Source organism: Austwickia sp., assembly GCA_016699675.1.
Classification (GTDB): Bacteria; Actinomycetota; Actinomycetes; order Actinomycetales; family Dermatophilaceae; genus Austwickia.
Window position 1 is genome coordinate 2,857,352 of record CP064985.1, and the last position, 25,648, is coordinate 2,882,999.

Annotated in this window: 21 protein-coding genes, 1 tRNA gene and 1 pseudogene; 14 read left to right on the top strand and 9 right to left on the bottom strand. The window is 71.1% G+C overall.

Annotated features, from left to right (window positions below; translation table 11 throughout):
* Positions 1 to 5 precede the first annotated feature (5 nt).
* The 4 genes from pepN to IPK37_13040 all read left to right on the top strand — a co-directional run bounded on the left by pepN (position 6) and on the right by IPK37_13040 (position 5,841).
* Positions 6 to 2,555: an aminopeptidase N gene (gene pepN / locus IPK37_13025; GenBank protein ID QQR99887.1), complete on the top strand. Its 2,550-nt coding sequence runs from the start codon at positions 6 to 8 to the stop codon at positions 2,553 to 2,555.
* A gap of 112 nt (positions 2,556 to 2,667) precedes the next feature.
* Positions 2,668 to 4,092 carry a DUF2786 domain-containing protein gene (locus IPK37_13030; protein ID QQR99888.1) on the top strand — a complete coding sequence of 475 codons (1,425 nt, stop codon included), beginning with the start codon at positions 2,668 to 2,670 and terminating at the stop codon, positions 4,090 to 4,092.
* Between the two features lie 269 nt (positions 4,093 to 4,361).
* A complete protein-coding gene (locus tag IPK37_13035; GenBank protein QQR99889.1) occupies positions 4,362 to 4,913 on the top strand; it encodes a PAS domain-containing protein in 552 nt (183 codons plus the stop codon).
* A 358-nt stretch (positions 4,914 to 5,271) separates the two neighbouring features.
* On the top strand, positions 5,272 to 5,841 hold the full coding sequence (locus tag IPK37_13040) for a hypothetical protein (GenBank protein QQS02861.1): 570 nt from the start codon (positions 5,272 to 5,274) through the stop codon (positions 5,839 to 5,841).
* Between the two features lie 61 nt (positions 5,842 to 5,902).
* Here the strand turns inward: IPK37_13040 and IPK37_13045 are convergent, their stop codons facing one another.
* The 5 genes from IPK37_13045 to IPK37_13065 form a co-directional block, all read right to left on the bottom strand.
* Positions 5,903 to 6,988, bottom strand: a complete 1,086-nt coding sequence (locus IPK37_13045; GenBank protein ID QQR99890.1) for a hypothetical protein — start codon at positions 6,986 to 6,988, stop codon at positions 5,903 to 5,905.
* A gap of 501 nt (positions 6,989 to 7,489) precedes the next feature.
* Positions 7,490 to 8,506 carry an asparaginase gene (locus tag IPK37_13050; protein QQR99891.1) on the bottom strand — a complete coding sequence of 339 codons (1,017 nt, stop codon included), beginning with the start codon at positions 8,504 to 8,506 and terminating at the stop codon, positions 7,490 to 7,492.
* Between the two features lie 210 nt (positions 8,507 to 8,716).
* Entirely contained in the window at positions 8,717 to 10,429 is a 1,713-nt protein-coding gene (locus tag IPK37_13055; GenBank protein ID QQR99892.1) for an AMP-binding protein, read from the bottom strand.
* A 208-nt stretch (positions 10,430 to 10,637) separates the two neighbouring features.
* Entirely contained in the window at positions 10,638 to 11,537 is a 900-nt protein-coding gene (locus tag IPK37_13060; protein QQS02862.1) for an AEC family transporter, read from the bottom strand.
* 8 nt (positions 11,538 to 11,545) lie between these two features.
* The gene (locus IPK37_13065; protein ID QQR99893.1) at positions 11,546 to 12,043 is read right to left on the bottom strand and encodes a YajQ family cyclic di-GMP-binding protein; all 498 of its coding nucleotides are present in this window, start codon (positions 12,041 to 12,043) and stop codon (positions 11,546 to 11,548) included.
* Positions 12,044 to 12,268: 225 nt separating this feature from the next.
* Here IPK37_13065 and IPK37_13070 point away from each other — a divergent pair.
* Together IPK37_13070 and IPK37_13075 are read left to right on the top strand one after the other, a co-directional pair.
* A tRNA-Tyr gene (locus IPK37_13070) sits at positions 12,269 to 12,352 on the top strand.
* A 284-nt stretch (positions 12,353 to 12,636) separates the two neighbouring features.
* Positions 12,637 to 13,872 (top strand): acyltransferase, encoded by a 1,236-nt coding sequence (locus IPK37_13075; GenBank protein ID QQR99894.1) that lies wholly within the window; start codon positions 12,637 to 12,639, stop codon positions 13,870 to 13,872.
* Between the two features lie 136 nt (positions 13,873 to 14,008).
* On the opposite strand, the gene IPK37_13080 is transcribed toward IPK37_13075, so the two are convergent.
* Positions 14,009 to 14,539 (bottom strand): GNAT family N-acetyltransferase, encoded by a 531-nt coding sequence (locus IPK37_13080; GenBank protein ID QQR99895.1) that lies wholly within the window; start codon positions 14,537 to 14,539, stop codon positions 14,009 to 14,011.
* A 402-nt stretch (positions 14,540 to 14,941) separates the two neighbouring features.
* On the opposite strand from IPK37_13080, the gene IPK37_13085 reads away from it, so the two are divergent.
* From IPK37_13085 to IPK37_13095, 3 genes are read left to right on the top strand one after another with little or no spacing between them, the layout of a single operon-like run.
* Entirely contained in the window at positions 14,942 to 15,250 is a 309-nt protein-coding gene (locus IPK37_13085) for a hypothetical protein (protein ID QQR99896.1), read from the top strand.
* Positions 15,251 to 15,290: 40 nt separating this feature from the next.
* Complete coding sequence (locus IPK37_13090; protein QQR99897.1) at positions 15,291 to 15,527, top strand: hypothetical protein; 237 nt, start codon at positions 15,291 to 15,293, stop codon at positions 15,525 to 15,527.
* Complete coding sequence (locus IPK37_13095; protein QQR99898.1) at positions 15,524 to 15,859, top strand: type II toxin-antitoxin system PemK/MazF family toxin; 336 nt, start codon at positions 15,524 to 15,526, stop codon at positions 15,857 to 15,859. Before IPK37_13090 ends, IPK37_13095 begins: the two co-directional genes overlap by 4 nt.
* A gap of 147 nt (positions 15,860 to 16,006) precedes the next feature.
* On the opposite strand, the gene IPK37_13100 is transcribed toward IPK37_13095, so the two are convergent.
* A complete protein-coding gene (locus tag IPK37_13100; GenBank protein QQR99899.1) occupies positions 16,007 to 17,335 on the bottom strand; it encodes a hypothetical protein in 1,329 nt (442 codons plus the stop codon).
* 474 nt (positions 17,336 to 17,809) lie between these two features.
* On the opposite strand from IPK37_13100, the gene IPK37_13105 reads away from it, so the two are divergent.
* From IPK37_13105 to IPK37_13125, 5 genes and pseudogenes are all read left to right on the top strand, one after another.
* Entirely contained in the window at positions 17,810 to 18,769 is a 960-nt protein-coding gene (locus tag IPK37_13105) for a hypothetical protein (protein QQR99900.1), read from the top strand.
* A gap of 236 nt (positions 18,770 to 19,005) precedes the next feature.
* On the top strand, positions 19,006 to 19,869 hold the full coding sequence (locus IPK37_13110; GenBank protein ID QQR99901.1) for an ABC transporter substrate-binding protein: 864 nt from the start codon (positions 19,006 to 19,008) through the stop codon (positions 19,867 to 19,869).
* Positions 19,870 to 19,891: 22 nt separating this feature from the next.
* A complete protein-coding gene (locus IPK37_13115) occupies positions 19,892 to 20,695 on the top strand; it encodes an enoyl-CoA hydratase/isomerase family protein (GenBank protein QQR99902.1) in 804 nt (267 codons plus the stop codon).
* Positions 20,696 to 20,777: 82 nt separating this feature from the next.
* On the top strand, positions 20,778 to 22,622 hold the full coding sequence (locus IPK37_13120; protein QQR99903.1) for an NAD-dependent malic enzyme: 1,845 nt from the start codon (positions 20,778 to 20,780) through the stop codon (positions 22,620 to 22,622).
* An 11-nt stretch (positions 22,623 to 22,633) separates the two neighbouring features.
* Positions 22,634 to 23,963, top strand: a pseudogene (locus tag IPK37_13125) (MFS transporter).
* Between the two features lie 101 nt (positions 23,964 to 24,064).
* Here IPK37_13125 and IPK37_13130 read toward each other — a convergent pair.
* Both IPK37_13130 and IPK37_13135 read right to left on the bottom strand, forming a co-directional pair.
* A complete protein-coding gene (locus tag IPK37_13130) occupies positions 24,065 to 24,853 on the bottom strand; it encodes a hypothetical protein (GenBank protein ID QQR99904.1) in 789 nt (262 codons plus the stop codon).
* A gap of 24 nt (positions 24,854 to 24,877) precedes the next feature.
* Positions 24,878 to 25,558: an RNA polymerase subunit sigma-70 gene (locus IPK37_13135; protein QQS02863.1), complete on the bottom strand. Its 681-nt coding sequence runs from the start codon at positions 25,556 to 25,558 to the stop codon at positions 24,878 to 24,880.
* Positions 25,559 to 25,648: the final 90 nt, after the last annotated feature.

A 25,648-nucleotide genomic window follows, 5' to 3' on the forward strand; every position in this document is an offset into this window, starting at 1 on the left:
ACGGCGTGCCTTCCCTGACTCACGCCGAGGCCGTCGAGCGCGCCCGACTGCTCACGATCACGGCGTACGACGTGCGCCTCGACCTCACCTCCGCGACGGCCGACGACGAGACCGGCGAGACGTTCGCCTCGCGCGCCGTCGTCCGGTTCGCCAGTGCCGAGCCGGGGGCCACGAGCTTCGCGGACCTGAAGGCCCGGCGCGTTCGTTCGATCACGCTCAACGGCGCGCCGCTCGATCCGAGCACGGTCACGGACGGGCGGCTGCCCCTGCCCGGCCTGGCGGCGAGCAACGAGCTCGTCGTCGAGGCCGACATGGCCTTCAGCCGCGACGGTCAGGGCCTGCACCGCGCCGTGGACCCCGCCGACGGCCTCCGCTACGTGTTCGGGCACCTCTTCCTCGACGCGGCGCCCCGCGTGTTCGCCTGCTTCGACCAGCCGGACCTCAAGGCGCCGTACGACGTGCGCGTCCGCGCGCCGCAGGGCTGGCTGGTCGTCGGCAACGGGGCGAGCGGCCCGGCGCCCGACGCCGACGGGTGGTGGACGCTGGCGACGACGCGCCCGCTCTCGACGTACTTCGTCACCGTCTGCGCCGGTCCCTACGCCGCGCATCGGGACGAGCACCGCGGCATCCCGCTCGGGATCTACGCCCGGGCCTCGATGGCGGACCTGCTCGCCGCGCAGGCGCCCGAGATCCTGCGGATCACCAAGGCCGGGCTGGACTACTACGAGGAGCTGTTCGGGATCGCCTACCCGTTCGGCGGCTACGACCAGGTGTTCGTGCCCGAGTTCAACGCGGGCGCCATGGAGAACCCCGGCTGTGTCGTCCTGCGCGACCAAATGATCTTCCGGGGCACCGTGGGCGACGCCGAGCGGATGGGCCGCGTCAACACCGTGCTGCACGAGATGGCGCACATGTGGTTCGGCGACCTGGTGACGATGCGCTGGTGGGACGACCTCTGGCTGAACGAGTCGTTCGCGGAGTACATGGCGCACCGCAGCGCCGCCGCCGTCTCCCCGCTGGGGTCGCCGTGGGCGGACTTCACGATGGCGCGCAAGACCTGGGGGTACGCCGCGGAGCGCAGCCCCTCGACGCATCCCGTGGCGGGCAACCCGCCGGCCGACGCGGCCGCCGCGTTGCAGAACTTCGACGGGATCTCCTACGCCAAGGGGGCCTCGGTCCTCGCGCAGCTCGTCGCCTACCTCGGCGACGAGGGCTTCCTCGCAGGGGTGCGCGACCACCTGGAGTCCCACGCGTTCGGCAACGCGTCGCTCGCGGACTTCCTCGCCGCGATGGAGCGCGCCACCGGCCGCGAGCTTGGGCCCTGGTCGGACGCGTGGCTGCGGACCGCGGGGCTCGACGAGATCGCGGTCGACCTGCGCAGCGACGGCGCGCGGGTGAGCGCGGCGGACGTACGCCGCGTGGCGCCGGCCGGCGGCGACGCGGCCGGGCGGCCCGACTCCTGGGGGCCCGCCGACCGGCCGCACGCCTTCCAGATCGCGGGGTACGACGACGGCCGCGAGGTCTGGCGGCGTGACGTGCTGCTGGACGACGAGGAGATCGAGCTGGACGGGGTGGTCGGGGCGCCGGTGCCGCACCTCGTCATCCCGGACGCGGGGTCGGCGACGTGGGCGACCATCCGCCTGTCGGCGCGCAGCCTGGCGGCGTTGCCGACCGAGCTGCCGCGCGTGCCCGATCCGGTCGCGCGGGCGGTGGTCTGGGCGGCGCTGCTCGACGGGCTGCACGACGCGACGGTGGACCCGCGCACGGTGCTGGGGCTGGCGGAGGCGGCGCTCCCCGTCGAAACCGACCCCGCGCTGCTGCATGGCATCACGACGACCGTGCTGCGCCCGCTGGTGCGGGTGTTCCTCTCCGCCGCCGAGCGGGTCATCGCCGAGCCGCGGCTGGCCGAGGTGGCTCGGGCGCTGACGGCGAGCCGCGAGGTGGGTTCCTCGGCGTACGTCGTGGGGGCCCGAGCCCGGGCGCGGTGGGAGACCGACGCGGCGTACCTGCGCGGCGTCATGGTCGGCGACACCGAGGTCGAGCCGCTCGCGGGGGACGCGGACCTGCGCTGGCTCGCCACGACGACCCTGGCCGAGCGCGGCCTCAGCGACCTGGCCACCCTCGACCGACGGCACGAGCAGGACCGGACGTTGGCCGGCGGGTTGGCGTACCTGACCGCGCGTGCCGCGCTGCCCGGACCGCAGTCCAAGGCGTGGGCCTGGCGGCAGCTGACGCACGAGGACGGGCTGTCGAACTACGAGCGCAACGCCCTGGCGACGGGGTTCTGGATGGCTCGGGATCCCGCGGCGTTGCGGGACTACGTCGCGCGCTACTTCGTGGACGTCCCGGCCCTGGGCGATCGCCTGGGCGAGGACGCCCTCGCCCGCGTCGCCGCGTTCGCCTTCCCGGCGGTGCTGGTGGAGGAGGCGACCGCCGACGCCGCGCGGGTCGCGCTGTCGGGTGGCGGGTTGAGCGAGGCCGTACGCCGTGAGGTCGTCGACGGCCTCGCCGAGCTGGAGCAGGCACTGGCCTCGCGGGCGCGCTTCGGCGCCTGAGCCGCCGCCCTGAGGGCGTGGGGGCCGGGCCCCGGGCCGGGGCAGCCGTCACGTAGCGCTGTCGGTGGCTCGTGGCAGGCTGGCGCCGCATGGGGCGAGGGACGGGGGAGTGATGGGGCAGCGCAACCAGCAGCGCCGCAAGGCCAAGGCGAAGGACCGAGCGCGGGCGCGGCAGACGCACGCGGACCGGGCGCGGCAGGATGACCGGCCGCGGGCCGCGGGCGCCGGGGTAGGGTCGCCCAGCGGTGCGGGCCACGGCACGGCGACGGACGGCCTCGCGGAGACCGTCCGGGTGCGCACCCGCGCGGAGGAGCTCCTTCGGCAGGCGTACGGCGCGGTGGCGGCCGAGCGTGGCGGGAGTCTGGACGCGGTCCTCGGAGAGATCGTGCAGCTGGGTGCGACGCCCCCAGCCCTCGCCGCAGTCCACCAGGTCGTCGGCGAGCATCTGGCCGGGGCGGTGCGCGAGGCATGGCGGCGCGGGTGGCAGCCGCTGGATCTGCAGGCATACCTGGGTGGGCGGCAGGACCGGCTGGCGGTGGAACTGCTCGGGGACGTGATGGCCAGCGACCTGGCGAGCTACCCGAGCGCCGGGATGGACCAGCGGTGGTTCGACCAGCTGACGGCGTACGGCGCGTCGCTCTGGTGGCCGTCGTCCAGCAGCTATCTGGTGGCGCGGACCGCCGCGGCCGGCAGCTGGGCGCTGGTGCTGGAGGCCAGCGTCCGGCTCATCGTGGCCCTGAGCTGGTTGGTGCCGCTGGAGACCCTGCTGCCGTTGCCCGGGACGGCCACCCCGCAGGCGCCGGAGACACCGCGGGCGGAGCCGGTGGACGACAAGGTGCTCTTCCGGGTCCGGCAGATGCTCGCGCAGGCCGAGTCGACGAACTACGAGGCCGAGGCGGAGACCTTCACGGCCGCGGCCCAGAAGCTGATGGCCCGGCACAGCATCGACCAGGCCATGCTCACGGCGGCCGACCCGTCCCGACGCACCGGCGGTCCGTCCGGACGGCGGATCTGGATCGCAACGCCGTACGTGAAGGAGAAGATCCTGCTCCTGAACGCCGTGGCGCGGGCCAACCGTGTCAAGACCGTATGGATCACCGGCCTGGACCTGGTCACGCTGGTGGGCTACGAGGTGGACATGGCCTCGGTCGACACCCTGTTCACCTCGCTCCTCGTGCAGGCCACGCAGGCGCTCAACGCCGAAGGCAAGCGGCTGACGATCCGGGGTGGCTCCCGGACCCGGTCGTTCCGGGCGTCATTCCTGGCCTCGTACGCGGTCCGGATCCGCGAGCGGTTGCGCTCGGCGACCGACGCCGAGACGGAGTCGGCGGCGACGGACTACCGCTGTTCCACCGGTGCCGAGCTGGTGCCGGTGTTGGCGGCGCGTACGGCGGAGGTCGAGGACTACGCGGCGACGCTCTTCCCCGGCCTGGTCCGCAAGCCGGTCTCGGTCGGCCGCGATGCGGAGGGCTGGGCGAAGGGGCGACTGGCCGCCGAACGGGCGCGATTGGAGCGGGGACCGGCGATCGAACACTGACGCGACCGCGCGTGAGGTAGGTCCTTTAGCCGTGCGGCTCGCCCTCCTCGTTCGGCAACTCTGTGTCGCGACTCGGGTCCTGCCCTACCCGGCCGACTGGGTGGCACCGCGTGCGGGCGATCGAGTACGCAGGCCGCGGCTCCGTTGCGCCAGTGTCCCGGCTTCCAACCTGTGAGTTTGCCCCACATACCTTCAGCCTGAGGACAGCTCGTCGATCAGGCGGGTGCCCACGGCGCCCCCGCGCTGGGCTCGACAGGGAGGAACTTCAGATGACGACGGTCGCCACCACAGTGCAGGAGATCACCTTCGGCGCCGATGAGGTGATTGTCTCCAAGACGGATGTCAAGGGGCACATCACCTACGTGAACAGCGTATTTGTGGACGTGAGCGGCTATCAACGGGCCGACCTCCTGGGCCGTCCGCACAGCATCATCCGGCACCCGGACATGCCCGGCGGAGTGTTCCGACTGCTATGGCAAACCGTCGCCGACGGCCAGGAGATCTTCGCTTACGTCAAGAACCGCACCCGGTCCGGGGACTTCTATTGGGTACTGGCCCACGTGACCCCTTCACGGGATGCCGCAGGGCGCATCGTCGGATACCACTCCAATCGCCGCTGGCCGGACCGGAGTGCGATCGCTCGGATCGAACCCGTCTACGCATGGATGCGTGACCAGGAACGCGCTCATTCCAAACGCAGCGAGGCGGCGCTGTCGTCGGCCAGCGCGCTGGCCGACCGACTCAGCGCAGCCGGCCTCAGCTATGAGCGCTTCGTGTGGCAACTGATCCTCAATGAGCAGAGCGGGCTGGACCATGTCTGATCGCCCGAGGTTGCGCCGCCGCCCGAGTCGCAAGGGGGTGGGCGCGGCCCACCTGACAACTGCTCCGAGCGCCGCACGCCGCGACGACGCGGCAGTGGCGGCCATCGTCGCAGTACTTGCCGCCGCCAAGGTCGGCGACCTGGAACCTCGCGTCGGTTCGATTCACGCCCGTGCCGAGTTAGTCGAGCTGGCGGATCACGTCGATGCGGTCCTGGATACCTGCGACGCCTTCGTGCGCGAGTCGGCCACGGCGTTGGCCGCGGCGTCGGACGGGCGGTTCTATCGGCAGATCCTCACGCGCGGGCTGGCCGGCGCATTCCGGGAAGCGGCCGAGCGGGTCAACTTCGGGCAGACCCAGATGGAACGGGCTGCGGCTGCACTTGCGGAGAAGGAGGCCGAGGAGCGCGAGATCGCGGCGGCGGCCAAGGACATTTCCACCCAGGTGGCTGGCGCGGCCACCGAACTCGGCGCCTCCGCGGATGCACTGGCGCAGTCCGCTACCGCGGCGGTCACCCAGGCCGACCAGGCGTTGACAACGATGGAACGGCTGGCCCAGACCAGCGCCGAGATCGATGAAGCCACACGACTGATCGGGCGCGTCGCCGCGCAGACCCGGCTACTGGCGCTCAACGCCACGATTGAGGCCGCTCGTGCCGGCGAGGCGGGTAGGGGCTTCGCGGTCGTCGCCAATGAGGTGAAGAACCTCGCGGACGAGACCACGCGCTCCTCGCTGGAAATCGAGGTACAGGTGCAGGCCGCCAACGACGCCGCAGACGCGGCCGGCCAAGCCCTCGCGGGGATCAACGCCGTCATTCGCGAAGTTGACATGAACGTGGCTGGCATCGCTGAGGCGGCCGGGGGGCGCGGTGGGCTGTCCTACCTCGCCGAGACCCTGCATCAGCAGGTGGACCGGATCGGCACCGACTGACACCGGACGGGTGCGGTGGTCGTGTCGTGCACAGAGTCCCCCACGCCCGCCCGCACCGGGCTCATCCCGAGGACCACAGCTGCGCGATGACGGCGATGAGACCGCCCCACCTCATGGGCCCGAGACTCGTGTGGATCCAGTGCGGCAGCGCCCAGGAACCGAGGTAGATCACCGTGAGCGGCGCATTCCAACCGAGGGTGGACCGTGGGCGGTGTTCGGAGCTCATCAGGCAGATGAGCAGTTCGAGCACGACGACATTCGTCCACCGCCCGTAGTCCACGGCCACGGCGAAGAGGGGGGCGATCATCAGCAGCGACGTTCCCGCGAGAACGGCATGGCGCTGCATCCACCGCGAGGTGGCCAGGGGGAGCACGGACAGCAGGATGAGCGGGATATAGACAAGGTAGGTGGGGTACGCGTGCGCGATCTCGGCCCGAATGGTCGCTACGGGTTCGCCGATATAGCGCAAGACGCCACTGCACACCTGGTCGGTAACCCCTTGAGCGACCACGGCGGAGCATGCGGCGTCCCGATGGCCCGTGGTCCCCGGAAAGGCCAGGCCCAAGAGCAGCCCCAGCGCGCCGATGGCAACGAAACCCGCTCGGAGAGCGACCTGCGCTCGGCCTCCAGCGACGCGCCGCAGCAGGAAGATCATCGCGGGCAGCATGACCGCGGTCATCTCCCAGGAGAATGCCCCGACCAGGAAGAGAAGGCCAGCGCAGGCGACACCAAGCCATCTCAGGGCGGGCCGGTGAGCTCTTCCGGCGATGGCGACGAGCGTGAGCGCACTCAGCCCCAGCATCCCCTTGCGACCAAAGCCGCCGGCGTCCCAGACGGGGAACATGAAGGCCCCCGGTGAAAGCGTGAGAGCGAGGGCGAACCAGCGATACCCGCATTGGTGGATCCACCACACGGCGTACCCCAGAGGCAGCCACCACAGCGCGGTCTGCAGGGCGAAAAGCAGCCACAGCCCAGCCGTGCCGTCAGGGAACAGCACCATATAGATCGACCCGAAGAGGCCGCGGCGATGAAAACCGCCGCCGTAGCTGATGAGCCATTCGGAATCGACCGGGATGAACCCATTCCGGCGCAGTTCCCGAGCCTGTCCGGCTGTCACGATCAGGACCGCCAAGAGGGCCAGCGCCACGACAACGCGTGGCCACCCGGTGCCCCTCGTGACGCGCCGCCCCTCCGGGGGGGGCGCCTCACGAGCGGGGGAGGTCCACCGGTGAGTCCCACGCTCACGCGAGCCGCCGAACCGCCGCTTCGTCGTCCCGGTCGACGGCGACGCGCCCTGGATGCCCTTCATCGCTCCCCCTCGTCCGCGTTCATGGGGCGGGCGGGCCCCAGCGCTCGACCTGGCCCGGCGTCAGGCTGGGTCCACGTCCGGCCTCGCCGCCCGCAGCAGTGCCCGACACGGGCCGGAGTCCGGGCGGATTTCGTTGGAAGACTAACTCCTTCGCTCTTTGGGGCGGCGGAGGAGCGCACCGACGCGCAGGGCTGCCAGGTCTGCGCGCCCATCCATCTCAGCGACTCCGCAGAGCAAGCGACCTTGGCGATATCAGGCGGTCCGGGTAGCGTGAGCCTGGGCGGCGGACGCGGCGCAGCGGTATCCGGTGGGTCGGCGACCGTCCCCGCTACCCGGCGCTCAGTGGGAGTCGAAGATCCGCTGGAGGGCGTCGGCGTCGATCGTCTGGCTCAGCGCGAGGGCGAGCAGGATCCGAGCCTTCGCCGGGTTCAGGTCACCCCCGGCGATCAGGCCCAACGCGCTGTCAGGGACGGTGCTATCCCGCGCGACCACCGTGTCGGCAACCCGAGTGGCGCGGACGACGGGGACGCCTCGCGCGGCGATCTCGGCGAGTGGTCCGCGCACGTCGAGGGGCACATTGCCGCCACCGTGTCCGACGTACACGATCCCGTTCGCCCCTGAGTCCACAGCCGACCGCAGGATCGCCGTCGGCAGGCCCGCGCGCCCGTACACGGTCTCTACCGCCGGCAGCTGCGCCGGGAGCGACGCGAGGTCGAAGGCGCTGCCGGCGCCGTACCGGCGGGCGGGGCGGACGGCGTACGACGGGCCCCGCGCCGTCATCCACCCCAGCGGACCGGCTGCGGAGGCGAACGCGTCCCGGGCCGCCCCAGACTTGACCACCTCCCGACCGCAGTGGATCGCCTCGCCCATCACGACCAGGGCACCCAGCCCCGCCGACGCCGCCGACGCAGCGGTGCGAACTGCAGCAAGCAGGTTCGCAGGGCCATCGGCGCCGGGCGCATCCGCCGCCCGCATCGCGCCGGTCAGGACGACCGGCGTGGGGCCGGGCAGCACGAGATGCAGCAGGTACGCCGTCTCCTCCATCGTGTCCGTCCCATGCGTGACGACGACCCCGTCCACGTCGTCACGAGCCGCGATGTCGGCGACCCGCCGCGCCAACCCCACCTGGCGATCCAAGGTCATGTCGCAGGAGTCGATCTGGCAGAACTGCTCGTAGCTGACCCGGGCGATGTCGCCGAGCCCCGGTACGGCGTCGAGGAGGTCGTCGACCGAGACCACCCCCGCCTGGTAGGCCACTCCTGTCGCTGCGGCCACCGAGCCGGCGATGGTCCCGCCGGTCCCGACGACGACGACGTGGGGCCGGGCGGTCCTCGGGGCCTGGGCAGAGGCAGTCATGCCCACATTCTCCCCTTCGCCAAGATCGTGACAGGCGGGGCCCCGCTGCGGCCATGCCGAGCTGCGGCGCCCTGCCCAGCTCAGAATGCCCGTCGACGTCAGCCGTGCTCGATCGGCTGACTCCTCATCGCTCGCTGCGCTCGCTAGATCGACGTCAGCCGTGCTCGATTGGCTGACTCCTCATCGCTCGCTGCGCTCGCTAGATCGACGTCAACCGCGAAGCCCCGGGAACTGGTCGTCCCGGTACTCACCGTCGGCGCGCGCACCCGCACCGGCCAACTCGTCCTCACGCTGGCGCAGCTCGACCCGGCGGATCTTGCCCGACACGGTCTTGGGCAGCTCACCGAACTCCAGCCGCCGTACCCGCTGGAACGGCGCCAGGTGCTCCCGGGCGTACTTCAAGATCTCGTACGCCGTGTCCTCGTTCGGCTCCCAGCCCGCCGCCAGCACGACGTACGCCTTCGGCACCGCCAGCCGCACCTCGTCCGGCGCCGGCACCACCGCCGCCTCCGCGACCGCCGGATGCTCGATCAACACCGACTCCAGCTCGAACGGAGACACCTTGTAATCGCTGGCCTTGAACACGTCGTCGGTGCGGCCGATGAAGGTCACCGTGCCGTGCTCGTCCCTACTGGCGATGTCGCCCGTGTGGTAATAGCCGCCCTTCATCGACTCGGCGGCCCGCTTGTCGTCGCCCTGATATCCGGCCATCAGGCCCACCGGCGTGGCGGACAGATCGAGGCACAGCTCGCCCTCGGTCTGCGTCGGCTCGCCCGAGACCGGGTCGATCAGCACGGACGGTACGCCGGGCAGGGGCCGGCCCATCGAGCCCGGGATGACCGGCTGGCCCGGGGAGTTGCCCACCTGCGCGCAGGTCTCGGTCTGGCCGAAGCCGTCTCGGATCGTCATGCCCCACTTGGCCTTGACCTGCTCGATCACCTCGGGGTTCAGCGGCTCCCCCGCACCGATGATCTCCCGCAGCGAGCCCTGCTTGCCGCTGATGTCGGCCTGGATGAGCATCCGCCACACCGTCGGCGGCGCGCAGAACGTGGTCACCCCGGCCCGCTCCATCTGCCCCAACAGGGCCGCGGCGTCGAAGCGGGTGTAGTTGTACTCGAAGATGCACGCCTGCGCGATCCACGGCGCGAAGAAGCAGCTCCACGCGTGCTTGGCCCAGCCCGGGCCGGCGATCGTCAGGTGCGTGTCGCCGGGCTTCAGCCCGACCCAGTACATCGTCGACAGGTGCCCCACCGGATAGCTCACCTGGGTGTGCATGACGAGCTTGGGCTTGGACGTCGTGCCGGAGGTGAAGTAGAGCAGCAGCGGGTCCTCGGCCTGGGTCTGCGCGGTCCAGGCGGGCGCCTCGGCGCGGTCCTGGGCGGCCCGCATGTCGGCCCAGCCCTCGGGTCCCTCGCCCACGGACATGAGGATGACGTCGGGGTGCTGATCGGCGATGCGGTAGAACTTGCCGGCGTCGACGGGGTTGGCGATGACGGCCTTGGCGCCCGCGCGCTGGACCCGATCCTGCAGGTCGGCGGCCTGCAAGGCGGTCGTCGTCGGCATGATCACGCCGCCCAGCTTCATGATGGCGAGCATCGAGTCCCACAGCTCGACCTGGTTGTTCAGCATCAGGATGACGGGGTCGCCCTTGCCGATGCCCTGCTCGACCAGCCAGGCCGCGAGCTTGTCACTGCGGGTCACCATGTGGTCGAAGGTGAATTTCTCCTCGGATCCGTCCTCTTCGACGATCCACAGCGCCGTCCTGTCGTTGCCGCGCGCGTAGCCGTCGAACCAGTCGGTGGCCCAGTTCCAGGTGCCGGTGATGTCGGGCCAGCGGAACTCCGCCACGGCCTTGTCGTAGTTCTCGCGGTTCTCCAGGAGGAAGTCCCGGGCTGCTCGGTAGCTCTCGGACGTCGTCGTCATGCGGACTTTCCTAGCAGGCGGGGCAGAGGTCCGCCGCACGAGTCGACCGCGGGGAGCCCGGTGGGGAAGGCCCGCGGCGAACGGCGTACACGGTGCGGCCGATTCGGCCGGGTGTGACCGCGGGGCGACCGCGGGCGACCCGGCGGCCGAACCGTGCGCTCTCCGCCCCGCCGAGCGTCGCCCAGCGGCCCCCCGATCCGGCAGCGTCCTACGGCAGCAGCGGAAGGAGGGTGATCGTCACGGGGATCGTGACCACGCTCGCGAGCGTGCTGAGCGCCACGACTGAGGCCTGCGTGTCAGCCCCGGAGCCGTACTCCCTCGCGATCATGAACGCGTTCACCGCCGTGGGCATCGCGCTGGCCAGCACCAGCGCGGCGAGGGCCGTGCCGTGCAGCCCGAACGCCACACCGATACCCGCCGCGAGCACGGGGGAGAGCAGCAGCCGGGTCGCCGCGACGAGGCCGACCGTGCGGGTGGGGCGCGCGCCGGAGGTCGCCGCGATCTGTGCCCCCAAGGCGAGCAGGACGATCGGGATGGCGCCCTGGGCGAGCAGCTCGATGCCGCGGGAGAGCCCGAGCGGTACGCCGACGCCGGTGGCGCGCACGACGAATCCGACCGCGATACCCCACAGCACGGGCAGCTTCAGGACGGTGCGGGCGGCCCCCCGCAGGTCGGCGTGGTCGCCCAGGAGCCCTGGCCCCACCGTGAACATCACGACCATCGACCAGACGAAGATGACCAGCGACTGGTCGAGCCCCTCGCGGCCCAGGGCCAGGAGCGCGATGGGCAGGCCGAAGTTCCCGTTGTTGCCCAGGGCCACGCCGGCGACGATGCCGCGTCGCTCGGCGCGCGGATAGCCGCGGGCGCCGGCCCACGCGATCGCCGCGCCCGCGCCGGTCACCGCCAGGTAGGCCAGGCCCAAGACGAGGCCCGTCTGCGCCGACACCGTCGTCGTGACGATGCTCTGGTAGGCGAGGAACGGGAAGAACCCGTAAAGGCCCACCTTGCCGATGGTGTCGAGGTCCAGCGGGAAGAAGCGGGACAGCGTGGCCCCGACGGCCGCGACGAGGACGACGGGCAGCATCACCTCGACGACGGCCCCGATCACCACGTACCTCAGCGGTAGTTGGTGAACTGCAGCGCCACGTCGAGCTCGGCGCCCTTGAGCATCGCCATGACGGCCTGCAGGTCGTCCTTGCTCTTGCTGGTCACCCGCAACTCGACGCCCTGGATCTGCGCCTTGACGGTCTTGGGGAAGTCGTCGCGGATGAGCTTGCTGATCTTCTTGGCGTGCTCCTGGCTGATGCCGTTCTTGAGGGTGCCCTCGAGGCGGTACTCCTTGCCGGAGGCCCGCGGCTTCGTGTCGCCGGTGTCCAGCGACTTCAGCGAAACCCCCCGCTTGACGAGCTTGGTCTGGAAGACGTCGAGGACGGCGAGGCAGCGCTCCTCGCTGTTCGCCTTCATCACCACGACGTCCTCGCCGCTGAACTCGATGCTCGCGCCGACGCCCTTGAAGTCGTACCGCTGGGCGATCTCCTTCTGGCTTTGCGTGAGGGCGTTGGCGACCTCTTGGCGGTCCACCTTGCTGACGATGTCGAACGAGCTGTCGGCCATGAGCCACCTCGCGGGTCTGGGTGCCGGGGACGCGACGGCAGCGCCGGCGTCGGGGGGTCGGCTCATTCTGCCCGACGCGGGGCGGGCTCCCCGTCCCGCCTCCCGGAGCGGCGGGAGTGCGCCCGTGCGCGGTGCGACCCCGGCTCGTGGCGGGCGGCCCCGGAAGCGATTGGACTGCCCCCGGCCACGGGTTGCTATGCTGTCCGGGCGCGCTGCGGCGAGCACGGCAGGTTGCCCGAGCGGCCAATGGGAGCGGACTGTAAATCCGTCGCGAAAGCTACCAAGGTTCGAATCCTTGACCTGCCACCACCCCCGGAAACGGCCCCTGATCAGCGAGATTGCTGACCAGGGGCCGTTTCGTGCTGTTCGACCGTCACCGGCCGGTCGCGGCGAAGCCGGGTGTTCGTGGCTGAGCCGCAGATGAGACGCGGATGAGACGCGGATGAGAACCGGCGATCCGGGGCCGAGGAAGTCCGCCGATCCATCGACGACCACGCCCAACCCAGTCGGTTTGACACCCATGGACGCTCGTCCCGGAGAATGACCACCCGGGAGCAAAAGGCCCAAAACGGCGATGCCTTGGGGAGGCAGACATGTCGGGGGACGGGATGATCAACGGGGGCCGAGCGAGCTTCGTGGCGGACGCCGGGACGGCCGAGGCCAAACCGGCGCCCACGGCCGAGCCGGCGCCCACGGCCGAGCCGGCGCCCACGGCGGACCCGCCGACCAGGGTTGAGAAGCGCCGCGTCGACTGGATCGACATGGCCCGTGGCGCCTGCGTCTTGGCCGTGGTGCTGACCCACGTCTGCTATCGGCTCGTCTTTCCCGTGGCTGGCCCCGAGTCCGGGCGTCCGCTTTACACGCTGTGGGACCGACTCAACTACGAGGTCCTCGGGCACCTGCGGATGCCGCTGCTGTTGTTCCTGTCCGGCTGGCTGGCCGGGTCCAAGATCCGGTCCGGGGTGGGCAACCCGCGCGCCCGGCTGTCCATCGTCACCAACGCCTACCTCTACGTGTTCTGGACGATCGCCTACGTCGCTCTCGAACTCGGGGTGCCGCGTCACGAGGGGATCATGATCACCTCGACCGTGCACTCCTGGGCGCAACTCCCCGGTGAGTTGGTGGCTCCCCAGGATGGTCCGCTGTGGTTCGTGTACGGGCTGGCCCTCTGCGTCACGGTCCTCGCGCTCGCGCGCCGCGTTCCGCCAGGGCTGGTGCTGGGCATCCTGTTCGTCGTGGGCTGGCTAGAGGAGATCCGCGACACCGACACGGCCGCGGCGTGGACGGGCGTGCCGCACCTCGCCTTCTACTTCGCGCTCGGCGTGGTCGTCGGACCCCGCGTCGCGCAGATCATCGCCACGCGTCGCGCCGTCGTCGCCGGCGTGCTCGCGTTCGTCGCCGGCGCCGTCCTCATCGGGGGGAAGGTGCTCTCCGGACCGTGGGTCTATCTCGCCAACACCGCCATGCGGCTCGGCGCGGTGATCGGCCTCATGGCGGCGGCCCGCGCGCTGGCTCGGTGGCGTCTCCTCCGCGTGCCCGCTGCCTGGGTCGGGCGGCGAACCCTGTCGATCTACGTGCTGCACTGGCCGATCATCGGGCTCCTCGGCCTCGCGTGCGTCGCCTCCGCCGAACCACTGGCGCAGTGGCTCGCCTCGGACCTCATCGTCGTCTGGTCGAGCCTCGTCGTAGCCGCGGTCATCGCCGCCACTGCCCTCGCGGTCGAGACGATCACCAAGCGGGCGGGGTTGACCTTCCTCTTCGAGCCCCCGCGGGCGCTGCGCCGGCGCGTGACCGGAGTCACCGCGCCAGCGGTCGCGAGTCGGGCATAACCTCGTCGGCCCCGAGGCTGGACGACCTCGGCCACCCCCTCGACCTCCCGCGCCGGCCGGAGCGCGTGGTGCGGCGATCGCGACGCCGTACGGCCTGACGTGCACAGGTACTGCTCGGTCGCCTACGGTCGGGTCGTCAGTCGAAGCGTCGCTCCAGGGTGAGTTCGTCGCGGATCGGGATGTTGTAGTCGCCGACCGGAGGGACCGCCCCGGCTCCCGGGATGGCCGCCTTCGCCCGGCGCGCCTCGTCCGCGGCGCCCGGCGCCACGCCCACGATGCGCAGGCCGCGGCGCTGATAGAAGCGCAGCGCGTCCAGATTGTCGTTGGTCGTGACCAGCCACAGCCGCGGCAAACCCAGCCGGCGGGCGTGGGTCTCCGCCGCCGCGAGGAGCGCCGACCCCACCCCCGCCGACCGCGTCACCGCGCTCACGGCCACCACCTCCAGGCCGTCGGCGGCTTCGACGTACGACAACACGCCCGCGACCACAGGACCGCGTCCCTCGTCGTGCACCGCGACGTACGTCGGAAGTGCCCGCAGGTCATAGGTCACCCCATGCGAAACGACGATGGGTCCGCCCCACGCGTCCTCGAAGGCTGCGCCGATGGCGTCCTCGTCGCTCTCGATACCCTCACGCACGACGACGCCGACCGGGGGTGGCACGCTCATTCTTCGACCCTAACTCGGCCAACGGACCGCCCACTCCGGCAGCGGTTCAGGGAAGCGACCGGATCGATGTGGACGAATGGACCCCCGACACGAGATAACACACTCTGTGATCGCGAGTGGGTGCGAGCGGGAGATCTGATTCGTGAGGCCAGGCGGCGGGCCGGCCTGACCCAGGCCGAGCTCGCCGAGCGAGCGAGGACGGCTCAGCCGGGATCGCCCGGTGGGAGTCCAAAGCCACCTCGCCCAGCTTTGACGACGTCCGCCGGTAGATCCGGATATGTGGCCTCGACCTGGAAGTGGCGCTCGTGCCACGGGACGACAGCGACATGGCGCAGGCCGAGCGTCTCCTGCAGCTGACCCCTGGGGAGAACTGTCACCCGACTGGGCGCCGTGGTGTGCCTGATGGCGGCAGCTCTCGGGCTGGCACGATGGCGCTTCTTCCGGGCGCCTGCTTCCTGGGTCGGCCGACGTACGTTCTCGATCTACGTGCTGCACTGGCCAATCATCGGGCTGCTCGGCCTGGCCGTCGCGGGACAGACCCAACGCCTCGCGTTCTGGGAGCACGTAGACGTCACCGTCGTGTGGTCCAGTCTGGCCATCGCCGCCGTCGTCGCGCTGGCCTGCCTCGGCCTGGAGATCGCAGCGAGACGATCCGGCCTGACCTTCTTGTTCGAGCCACCGGCCGCCCTGCGTCGCCTCGTCGAACGGTGACCAAGCACAAGCGCGTCTACATTTCGTCTACAATGGCTCCATGGCCAATAGTGACACCACCACAGTCCGGGTGCGGCGGCCCGATTCCGAGCGCCTTGCGTCCCTCGCGAAGGCCCGCCAAACGACCGTGATCGACGTCTTGCATGCCGCGATCGACGCGCTGGAGCGAGAGGAGTTTCTGCGCGGGCTCAACCAGGACTACCAGAGGCTGAGGAATGATCCACAGCGGTGGCGCGAGTACCTGGCCGAACGGCAGGAATGGGATGCCCTGGCGTGATCTGGCGCGGCGAGGTGTACTACGTCGACCTGGGGCGGCCTGTCGGCCACGAGCCGGCGTTCCGCCGACCGGCCGTCGTGGTGTCGGTCGACATCCTCAACAATGGACCGGGCGGGCTCGTCGGGATCGTGCCCATCACGTCCGCGTCCTACGGCCTGCGCAGCCACGTTGAATTAGAGCCCGGCAGCAGCGGACTGGAGCACACGTCCTTTGCGCGGTGCGATCAACTGCGCGTCGTGTCGACAGACCGGCTGGCCGCGCAGATCGGGATGCTCCCGCGTGACGACGTTGCCGCCGTCGATCAGGCGCTGCGATTCGTCCTTGATCTCTGATCGGCCGCCGTGGTTCGCGTAAGGGCTGGCCATCGTGGCCATTCTGGTCACCGTCCCCTCCGTCGTACGGCGCCTCCCGCCGCCAGAGTCGCGTCGTGGGCCGCCCGGCCACGTGAACGACCAGCGGCTGAGCCCCCGGGCGCCGCCTCACAACAACGCGGACCTTCGACTCGACGTGTCTCCGCGACCCGGTAGGAGGTAGTTGCCAAGCTGCCAGTCGGCGCGGGACGACGACCCTGCCTCCGCCGCCCCTGGCCTGTCCGACGCTCGTAGCGTGTCCGCCGCGTCGCAGAATGCGATGACCCAGGGCCGTTCCACGATGGGTGATGGCTCGGTGATGGGGGCCGTCTCAGGGCGGATGGCGTGGGCGATAAGCCACGCGGCCTTGAGGGTGTCGGACTCGGTGCCCAGCTCGTGTGAAAGCCCCTTGACAAGGGTGGCGCGGCAGCCGGTGGCTGCGTACTTGACGGTCAACCCGACGCCCACCCCACCGGCGACCACGAGTAAGAACTTGAGCGCGTCATGGACCGGCGCCGTGGCGAAAACGGCCCACGTGGCCGTGGCGACTTTGAAGACCGTAGCGAACAGGCCCAGTGCCGCGGCGATCAGGAAGCCAAGAACGGTAACGCCACTCGGGTCCGGGCCGAACGCCCTCAGAGCCGCGATGGCGAGCGCCACGAGGACGGCGCCCACCGCTGCGGGGAGCGCCAGAAACAAACCCACGGCCTTCGCCTGTGGCCCGAAGACCGCGTCCAACGCCCCCGTCGTCGCGACAAGGGTGACGACGCCGACGGAGGCCGTGTTGATGTTCGCAAGCCAGGAGTCCTTGAACGACCAGGTCGCGGCCAGCCCTCGAAGGGGCGTCCATGGCGAACTCTTCTCGGGGAAAGACGCTTTCAGGAAGCGCTTGAGCGCGTCCTGATTTAGCTCGCGAACCTGGTTTGTGAGGGCAGCGACCACGAGGGCACGCGTGTGTTGCTGAGCAGCGGAACGCTTTCCGGCGTCGCCACGCCAATGCGCGATGAGGTAGCAGGCGGGGACGAGGAGCGATACCAACGCCGAGGTCGCGCTCTTGGCGTAGATGTCGGCCCCCTCGGGGGCTGTGGGGTCGGCCGGCTTGATCAGCGTGGAACCCAGCCCCGCACCGAGGAGGAGCCGGCGCGTGCTCGTAACGTCGCAGCCCTTCGGCAAGGTGACGGTGACCGTGTCGGTCTTCCAGGCTCCGATCGTGCCTGGCTCGGCCTTCGCGTAGCAGCCAGGGCTCGCCTCGAGTGAGGGGTCGAGGCTCACGGGTTGACCGGTCGCATTGACCAGAGCCAATGTCACCTTGGGGGGATCGTCGGAGCTGGCTTTGGCGCTCTCGGGGGAGATGACGCCCTCTGCTGAGGCGGCCATCGCCCCACCCGGGAGCATCAGCAACAACCCTGCAAGCAGGATGATGAGCGTTCCCAGCCCCCGCCATGGCAGACGCGTCATGGCTGGCAATCCTGGCGTCGAATCACCGTGGAGCGTAAGGGCCGACCGTTCGTGACCTGCCCGTTTAGTACCTTGGTACCAAAAGGGCAGGTCACCAACGGTCACGGTCTCCGCAGGGTGCGGCGGGGCTAGGTCGTCCGCTACGACGGCCGAACGGCTGGTGCGCATCAAGACGCAGATGAAGCCTCGGTCCAGGTCGTGATCACGACAGTTCTGGCGGCTTGATCGGCGGCCTCATCCGCCAGCTCGATCGGCGGCCTCATCCGCCAGCTCGATCGGCGGCCTCATCCGCCAGCTCGATCGGCGGCCGCGTCCGCTGGCTTCCGGTCCCCGCCGGCGCTTCACAGCGCGCCGCTCGAACCGGTCGAGCAGGCACCAACCGCTCCCGTCCACACCCAGCCGACCACCCAGCCTCGCCCACAGGTCGAATCGCCTGGCGGGCGACGAAGGGGCCAGACACGGTGAACTGGCCGCATGGACCTTCCCGACGATCTCGCCCGCACAATCCGCTGCCAGTGGGGCTTGTTGACGCGCAGGCAGGCGCGGTCGGGGGGTTTGACCGATGCGGCGGTGCGGTGGGCCCTCGGCCGCGACTGGGAGGTTGTGCTTCCCGGCGTCCTGCACGTCGACCGGTCCCCGCTGCGCCAGTCGCAGCGCATGCTCGCGGCGTTGCTCTACGCCGGACCGGACGCGGCTATCGCCGGACATGCCGCCGCCTGGTGGTACGGGCTCACTCACGCCGGTGCGCCCCGCGTCATCCAGGTCGATGTGCCGGCGCCCGCCCGCACGAGACAAGCGCGCTGGGTGCGGGTCCGCCGCACGAGGGTGCCGGACCGACGGATCCGCCACCGCGGCGAACTGTGCTTCGTCTCGCCGGAACGGGCCGTAGTCGCAGCGGCCCGAGAGCACGGGACGGAGTCGGCGACCGCGCTGGTCATCGAGGCCGTCCAACGGCGCCTCGTGAGCCTCGACCGGTTGGCCCACGTCAACGACGCGCTCGGCCGGCGACACTCTGCGGTGGTCACTCGTGCGATCCAGGCGGCCGCCGCTGGCGCCTGGTCGATGCCGGAACTGGGCCTCGCGCGGCTCGTCGAGGCCTCGGCCGCCCTGCCGTCCATGTGGTGCAATCCCGAGCTGTTTGGTCCCGCGTCGGAGCCCCTGATCTCCCCCGACGGCTGGTTCGACGATGTCGGTCTGGCGATCATGGTGCACTCGATGCAGTTCCACGACGGCCCAGGCTTTGACGCCACGATCGAGGCGGACGGAGAACTGGGCTCGTACGGCGTGACGGTCGTCGGCTTCACCCCACGAGCGATCGAGTACTCCCAGGACCAGGTGTTACGTCGCCTCGAGCGGGCGTACCTGAACGCCCGAGGTCGTCCGCGACCGCCGGTCCGGGCCAGATCGCGCAGCGCCTGGGCCCGACCCGCCTGATCGCGCAGCTCATGGGCCCGGCCGGCCTGACTTCCTGGTGCTGATGGCTGACGCGGCAGTGCGGGGAACACGCCCAGACCGCCGAGGCGAAGTCACTGATCCGTGCGATGAGGCCACCGATGAGGCCTCGATAAGGGTCGGGATCACCACAGTTCTGGCGGCTTGATCGGCGGCTTCATGCTGGGCGACCCCGGGGCCGAGCTGGACCCGGGCGAGAGACCCGGCAGGATAGGGCCATGACCCTGCGGGACGATCTCGACCGCGACGACGCGATTCGCGACGACCTCGATCGCGAAGACCTCGACCGCGACGACCTGGGCCATCCCGTCCCGCTGGGGCGCGCTCCCGAGCGGGTTATCAGCCTGGTCCCCTCGCTCACCGAGGCGATCGCGACGTCGTACGGCGACCGTCCGCACCCCCTGATCGGTGCCACCGACTGGTGCACCCACCCGGCCGACCTCGACGTACCGCGGTTCGGGGGCACCAAGAACCCGGCGGTGGAGGCCATCGTCGCGGCCGCGCCGGACCTCGTCGTGGCCAACGAGGAGGAGAACAAGCCCGAGCACGTCGCGGCGCTGCGCGACGCGGGAGTCCCCGTGTGGGTCACCGACATCCGCGACGTCCCCACCGCGCTGGCCTCGCTGGGTCGCCTCCTCGAGGTGCTGGCGGCGCCGGTTCGAGGCTGGTACGACGACGCCGTGGCCGCCTGGGCCGACCCGGAGCCGGTCGCGCGCGGAAGCCGGATCACTGCGCTGGTCCCGATCTGGCGCAGGCCGTGGATGGCGCTGGGGCGAGACACCTACGCCGGGGACGTCCTGGACCGGATCGGCGTCGACCATGTGCTGGCCGACCACGCCGAGCGCTATCCCCGCATCGACCCGGCGCAGGTCGCCGAGAGCACGCCGTACGAGGTGGTTCTCCTGCCCGACGAGCCCTACCGCTTCACCACGCACGACGGGCCGGAGGCCTTCGACGTCCCGGCTGCGCTGATCGACGGCCGGGCCCTGACCTGGTACGGGCCGGCGATGACCGCCGCGCCCCAGATCTTGCGGGACGCGATCCGGGCCGTGCTGGCCCGCGGAGGGCGAGGATGGCGGTAGGAACTCGCCCGAGGAGGCCGCCGTGACCGCTCAGCACGCCGACGAACTGCTCGTCACCCGCCGCGAGGACGGCGCGGTCGTCGAGGTCACCTTCAACCGGCCGCACCGGCACAACGCGTTCACGTTCGTGATGTACGACGGGATGCGCGCGCTGTTCGACGCCCTGGCTGACGACGCCGCGGCCCGGGTGATCGTCTTTCGCGGCGCCGGACAGGTGGCCTTCGCCGCCGGCAACGAGATCGCCGAGTTCGTGGCGATGACGGAGAGCGCCCAGGCCGTGGCGCACGAGGGACGCGTCCGGCGCCTGCTCACCGACCTGGGGCGCCTCCCCCAGGTGAGCATCGCGGCGGTCGACGGGCTGTGCGTCGGCGGGGGACTGGCCGTCGCCACGTACTGCGACCTGCGCGTCGCCACGACCACCTCCCGGTTCGGCTATCCCATCGCCCGGACCCTCGGCAACGCCCTGTCCCGGCCGTTGCTCGAACGGTGCGTACACGTCTTCGGGGAGTCCGTGACCCGGCAGATGCTGCTGGCAAGCCGCCTGCTGGACGCGCGACGGGCGTATGAGCTCGGCGCCCTCGTCGCGGTGTCCGACAGCCGCGCCGATCTGGATCGGGAAGTCGAGGCCCTCGTCAGCGGGCTTCTGCAGGCCGCACCCAGCACGGTGCGCACCACCAAGGAACAGCTCGCCGACATCACGGCGTACGCCGGCGACCTTGACCACGATGAGCGACTCCTCGAACGGGCCTACGGCAGCGCGGCGTTCCGCGAGGGAGTGCGCGCCTTCCTCGCCAAGGAGAAACCCGACTTCGCGGGCCTGGTCTGAGCCGTTCCGCGGCTCGGCTTGCGCACCCGGCTGAGCTGGCGCGATGGGCGACTCGGCCGGAGTGCGGGGCTAGGCTGACCGCATGGTGAACCGGAACTACGAGTTCGTGCCCGGACCTCGCGGGCAGCGGCTGAAGATCCACACCCGGGGAAGCACGATCATGACGCTGCCGACGATCAACCGCGGCACCGCCTTCACCTGGCCCGAACGGCACGCCTTCGGCCTCACCGGCCTGCTGCCGCCCGGCGTCGCCACGTTGGACTGGCAAGTGCGCCGCAGCTACGAGAACTACCTCGAACAGTCCAGCCCGGTGGCGAAGTACGCCTACCTGGCCGGGCTGCGCGACCGCAACGAAGTGCTGTTCTACCGGCTGCTGTCCGAGCACCTCGAGGAGATGCTGCCGATCGTCTACACCCCGACGATCGGCGACGTCATCGAGCGGTTCAGCCACACGTTCAGCCGCATGCGCGGGGTGTTCACCTCCGTCGACTTCCCGGAGGAGATCGAGGAGTCGCTGCTCAACTACGGCCTCGAACCCGACCAGTGCGACCTCATCGTCGTCACCGACTCCGAGGGCATCCTCGGCATCGGTGACCAGGGCGTCGGCGGCGTGCAGATCTGCGTCGGCAAGCTGTCGGTCTACACCGCCGCGGCCGGGATCGACCCCCGCCGCGTCATTCCGGTGGTCGTCGACGTGGGCACCGACAACATGGAGCTGCTCAACGACGAGTTCTACCTGGGCTCCCGGCACAGCCGCCGGCGCGGCGCCGTGTACGACGAGTTCATCGAGCAGTTCGTCGCCACCGCCACTCGGCTGTTCCCGCACGCCATGATCCACTTCGAGGACTTCGGGGCGGGCAACGCCCACCGGATCCTCGACACGTACCGGCACCGCTACTGCGCCTTCAACGACGACATCCAGGGCACCGCGGCAGTCGTGACCGCGGCGGCCCTCGCCGGCGTGAAGACGACGGGCAGCCGGATGCGCGAGCAGCGCGTCGTCGTGTTCGGAGCCGGTACGGCGGGGGTGGGCATCGCCGACCTCATGCGCGACCGGATGATCCGCGAGGGGCTGGGCGAGGCCGAGTCGTACCGGCAGTTCTGGTGCCTGGGCTCGCGAGGCCTGATCCACACCGGGCTGGGCGAGAAGGTGCGCGACTTTCAGCAGCCGTACGCCCGCCCGCAGGACGAGCTGGCCTCCTGGCAGCTCGACGACCCCGGCAACATCTCGCTCGCCGATGTCGTGCGCAACGTCCGCCCCACCATGCTCATCGGCACCTCGGCCCGGGCCGGGGCGTTCACCGAGGCCATCGTGCGGGACATGGCCGCGCACGTGGACCGGCCGATCATCATGCCGCTGTCGAACCCCACCTCGCGGGCCGAGGCCGTGCCCAAGGACATCATCGAGTGGACCAACGGGCAGGCGCTCGTGGCCACCGGATCCCCCTTCGCCCCGGTGGAATACGGCGGGCGGCGCTTCGAGATCGCCCAGGCGAACAACGCGCTCGTGTTCCCCGGGATCGGCCTCGGGGTCGTGGTGAGCAAGGCGAGCCGGGTGTCGGATCGGATGATCGCCGCGGCCGCCGAGGCGGTGGCCGAGATCGTGGACGTCGCCCCGTACGGCCGGTCCCTGCTGCCCTCGATCTCCCAGCTGCGCCGCGTCTCCGGCACGGTCGCGATTCGGGTGGCCGAGACGGCATACGAGGAGGGCCTCTCGCAGGTCAAGCTCGACGACCCGGTGCAGCGGGTCTACGAGGCCATGTGGCAGCCGGTGTACCCCGAAATCATCCTGCCCCCGGGGGACTGGAAGGACATGGCGTTGGAGCGCCGCAAGGCCGCGCTCGCCGCGGACGAGGCGGCGGCCGAGGCCGGGGAGGACACCGCGGGGAACGGTGCCCCGAGTCGCGACGCGAGCGGGGGCTCGTGAGCTCCGGGCCGGTGCCGACCCGTTCGGAGCGCCTCGACAGCCTGCCGTACACCCGCGCGCACTCGAAGCTGCTGGTCGGCTCGGGCATCGGGTGGGCACTCGACGCCATGGACGTCGGGCTCATGTCGTTCGTCGTCACCGCTCTCGCCGTGCAGTGGCACCTCGACAAGGACCAGACGTCGTGGATCCTGTCGATCGGCTTCGTCGGGATGGCGATCGGCGCGAGCGTCGGCGGCCTGCTGGCCGACCGGATCGGGCGCCGGCAGGTGTTCGCCCTGACGCTGCTCATCTACGGGCTCGCCACGGGCGCCTCGGCGCTGGCCCAGTCCGTGGCGGTGCTGATGGCCATGCGGTTCGTCGTGGGTCTCGGGCTCGGGGCCGAGCTGCCGGTGGCTTCGACGCTGGTCAGCGAGTATTCACCCCGCCTCATCCGCGGCCGCATGGTCGTGATCCTGGAGGCCTTCTGGGCGGTCGGCTGGATTCTCGCCGCCCTGATCGGCTTCAAGGTGATCCCCACCTCCGACGACGGCTGGCGGTGGGCGCTGCTGGTCGGCATCGTGCCCACGCTGTACGCCGTGGTCGTGCGGATGGGCCTGCCCGAATCGGTGCGCTTCCTGGAGCGGGCGGGCCGGTACGACGAGGCCGAGCGGGCCGTCCGGGTCTTCGAGCAATCCGCGGGCGTCGAGCCCCCCGAGGATCCCGCCGCGGCCGAGGTCGCGACCCGGCGCGCGCAGGAGGCGGGGTCGCGCAGGGCCTCGGCGGAGCTGTGGTCTCCCGAGTACCGGCGGCGCACCGCGGCCCTGTGGTGCGTCTGGTTCATGGTGAACCTGTCGTATTACGGCGCCTTCTCGTGGCTGCCGAGCCTGCTGCACGCGCAGGGGCACACCGTCGTGAAGTCGTTCGAGTACACGCTCTACATCACGCTCGCCCAGATCCCGGGCTACGCCTTGGCGGCGTATCTCATCGAGAAGGTCGGCCGCCGGGGCACGCTGGCGGGATTCCTGCTCGGCTCCGCGGTGGCGGCCTTCGCCTTCGGGGGGGCCCGCGAGGACGCCGCCATCATCGGGGCCGGCCTCGCGCTCAGCTTCTTCAACCTCGGCGCGTGGGGAGCCCTGTACGCCGTGTCGCCCGAGATCTATCCCACCGGGATCCGCGGCCGCGGGCGCCGGATCCGCCGCCGCCTTCGGCCGGCTGGCCTCGATCATCGCCCCGCTGTCGGTGCCCTACCTGCTCGGCTGGGGCGGTCAGCCGCTGACGTTCGGGGTCTTCGCCGCGGCGTTCGCGATCGCCGCGCTCGCCGCCCTGTTCCTGCCCGAACTCACCGACGCCGCCCTGGAGTAAGCGGGCGCGGGAGTGACCGCGCGGGGGTATGCGGGCGGGTGTAAGCGGGCGGGAGTGACCGAGCTGAAGTGAGCGCGCTGGAGTAAGCGCCGGACCTGCGGTTAGCGCAGGCAGACCAGGCAGACCACGGCGAACAGCCAGCTCGTGAAGGTGCCAACCAAGAAGTACTCCGTCGCGGTGTCGATGCGCTGCGGCCCCGGCGGCGGACGCACCGGCGTGCCGGCGGGGCCGAGCAGGCTCTCGCGGTGCACCGCCTGCAGCTCGGGGAACCGCAGCAGGCCCTTCGCGGCGGAGATCACGGCGGCCGCGGGCAGCTGCCCGACGAGCCCCAGGCCGAGGATGAACGTGCGCTCCATCGGGCCGAGCAGCCGACCGCCCTTGAGTCGCTGCTCGGCGGTGAACTCCTCGCCGTCGCTCGTGCGCGGTACGCCGGTGCCGGCCAGCACCAGCCGCACCACGACGTTGCCGGTGCCCCACTGGGCGAGGATCGCAGCCAGTGCGGCCACGGCGCGCTCGGGGGAGAGGGCTGCGAGCAGCGGCGGATGCGCCCAGCCGAGCCAGGCCACCAGGGGGCCGTCGATCGGGTGGGCCCACCCGGCACACAGGGTGGCCAGCGCGGCCGGGACGACGAGCGTCGCCACCGCCCGGCGGACGCCCGGGGGACGCTCCTGCGACCCCGACAGGGCCGCCTGGCTGGCGGCCAGCCAGGCCCACAAGGACGCCAGGGCCACGCCCAGGGCCAGCAGGTCGGCGACGGTGGTCCGGCCGGTGAGCAGCCACATGGCCACGGCCACGACGCCGCCGACGGTCAGCGGCGTTCGACGGCCGGGTGCGCCCCGGGCCAGGTCCAGGCACGCGAGCGCCAGGAACCACAACGCCAGCCAGCTCACGACGTACCTCCCCTTCCCGCAGACCTAGGACGCCGACTCCGGAGCCCACAACGCGCGCAGCGCCGCCAGCAGCGCCCAGCTCCCGTTGCGCGCGAGCCGTTGCGAGACCGCCGACTGGGTGATGCCCTCGGCGGCCGCGAGCTGACTCTGGGTGAGCCCGGCCGCCGTCCCACGGATGAGTCTGACGTCGAGGTCCGACAACCCTGCGACCAGCTCGTCCAGCGTGCCCAGCGTGGCGTTGACCAGGCCGGCCAGCGGGGTGCCGCCGGCGTCGGCGTACGGTCTGGCGTCGGGGTCCGCGGTGTCGCAGAACCGGGCCCGCAGCGCGCCGCCCCGGCGGTGGCTCCCGGCCTGGTCGACCTCCTCGATCGCCCGGCGCGCCGACCACCAGCCGGGCCCGTCCTGCACGCCGTGAACCCCGGTGTCGGGCTCCAGGAGCTGCACGGGGCCCCACCCCAGCCCGTACCGGGTGTCGGTCACCGGGCCCGCCGGGCCGGTCGCCCCGAGCAGCCGCAGCCGAAGGGTGAGCATGGCGCCGACGGCCGCCGGCACATCGCGAAAGACGCCCTGGAACTCGTCCCCGAGCGTGATGCGCAGCGGCACGACCGGGCCGGCGGCGTTGACCTCCCGGATCGCCGCGAGCAGGGCCTCGTGCAGGACGGTCCGGTCGGCGGTTCGCCGGGACCCCACGACGTCGCCGATCAGGGTCGCGACGGGGCTGCCGTTCTCGATCCACATAGAAATAAGCTTACCCCTGATAGTCCGAAAACTATCAGGGGTAAGCTACTACTGCAG

Bases quoted from the DNA above. Each gene is read 5' to 3' on its own strand.
- IPK37_13040 (QQS02861.1), top strand. From the start codon at position 5,272: ATGGAACGGGCTGCGGCTGCACTTGCGGAGAAGGAGGCCGAGGAGCGC.
- IPK37_13120 (QQR99903.1), top strand. From the start codon at position 20,778: ATGGTGAACCGGAACTACGAGTTCGTGCCCGGACCTCGCGGGCAGCGG.
- IPK37_13080 (QQR99895.1), bottom strand. From the start codon at position 14,539: ATGAGCGTGCCACCCCCGGTCGGCGTCGTCGTGCGTGAGGGTATCGAG.
- IPK37_13110 (QQR99901.1), top strand. From the start codon at position 19,006: ATGACCCTGCGGGACGATCTCGACCGCGACGACGCGATTCGCGACGAC.
- IPK37_13050 (QQR99891.1), bottom strand. From the start codon at position 8,506: ATGACTGCCTCTGCCCAGGCCCCGAGGACCGCCCGGCCCCACGTCGTC.
- IPK37_13100 (QQR99899.1), bottom strand. From the start codon at position 17,335: ATGACGCGTCTGCCATGGCGGGGGCTGGGAACGCTCATCATCCTGCTT.
- IPK37_13065 (QQR99893.1), bottom strand. From the start codon at position 12,043: ATGGCCGACAGCTCGTTCGACATCGTCAGCAAGGTGGACCGCCAAGAG.
- IPK37_13085 (QQR99896.1), top strand. From the start codon at position 14,942: ATGGCGGCAGCTCTCGGGCTGGCACGATGGCGCTTCTTCCGGGCGCCT.
- IPK37_13075 (QQR99894.1), top strand. From the start codon at position 12,637: ATGTCGGGGGACGGGATGATCAACGGGGGCCGAGCGAGCTTCGTGGCG.
- IPK37_13090 (QQR99897.1), top strand. From the start codon at position 15,291: ATGGCCAATAGTGACACCACCACAGTCCGGGTGCGGCGGCCCGATTCC.
- IPK37_13055 (QQR99892.1), bottom strand. From the start codon at position 10,429: ATGACGACGACGTCCGAGAGCTACCGAGCAGCCCGGGACTTCCTCCTG.
- IPK37_13105 (QQR99900.1), top strand. From the start codon at position 17,810: ATGGACCTTCCCGACGATCTCGCCCGCACAATCCGCTGCCAGTGGGGC.
- IPK37_13035 (QQR99889.1), top strand. From the start codon at position 4,362: ATGACGACGGTCGCCACCACAGTGCAGGAGATCACCTTCGGCGCCGAT.
- IPK37_13030 (QQR99888.1), top strand. From the start codon at position 2,668: ATGGGGCAGCGCAACCAGCAGCGCCGCAAGGCCAAGGCGAAGGACCGA.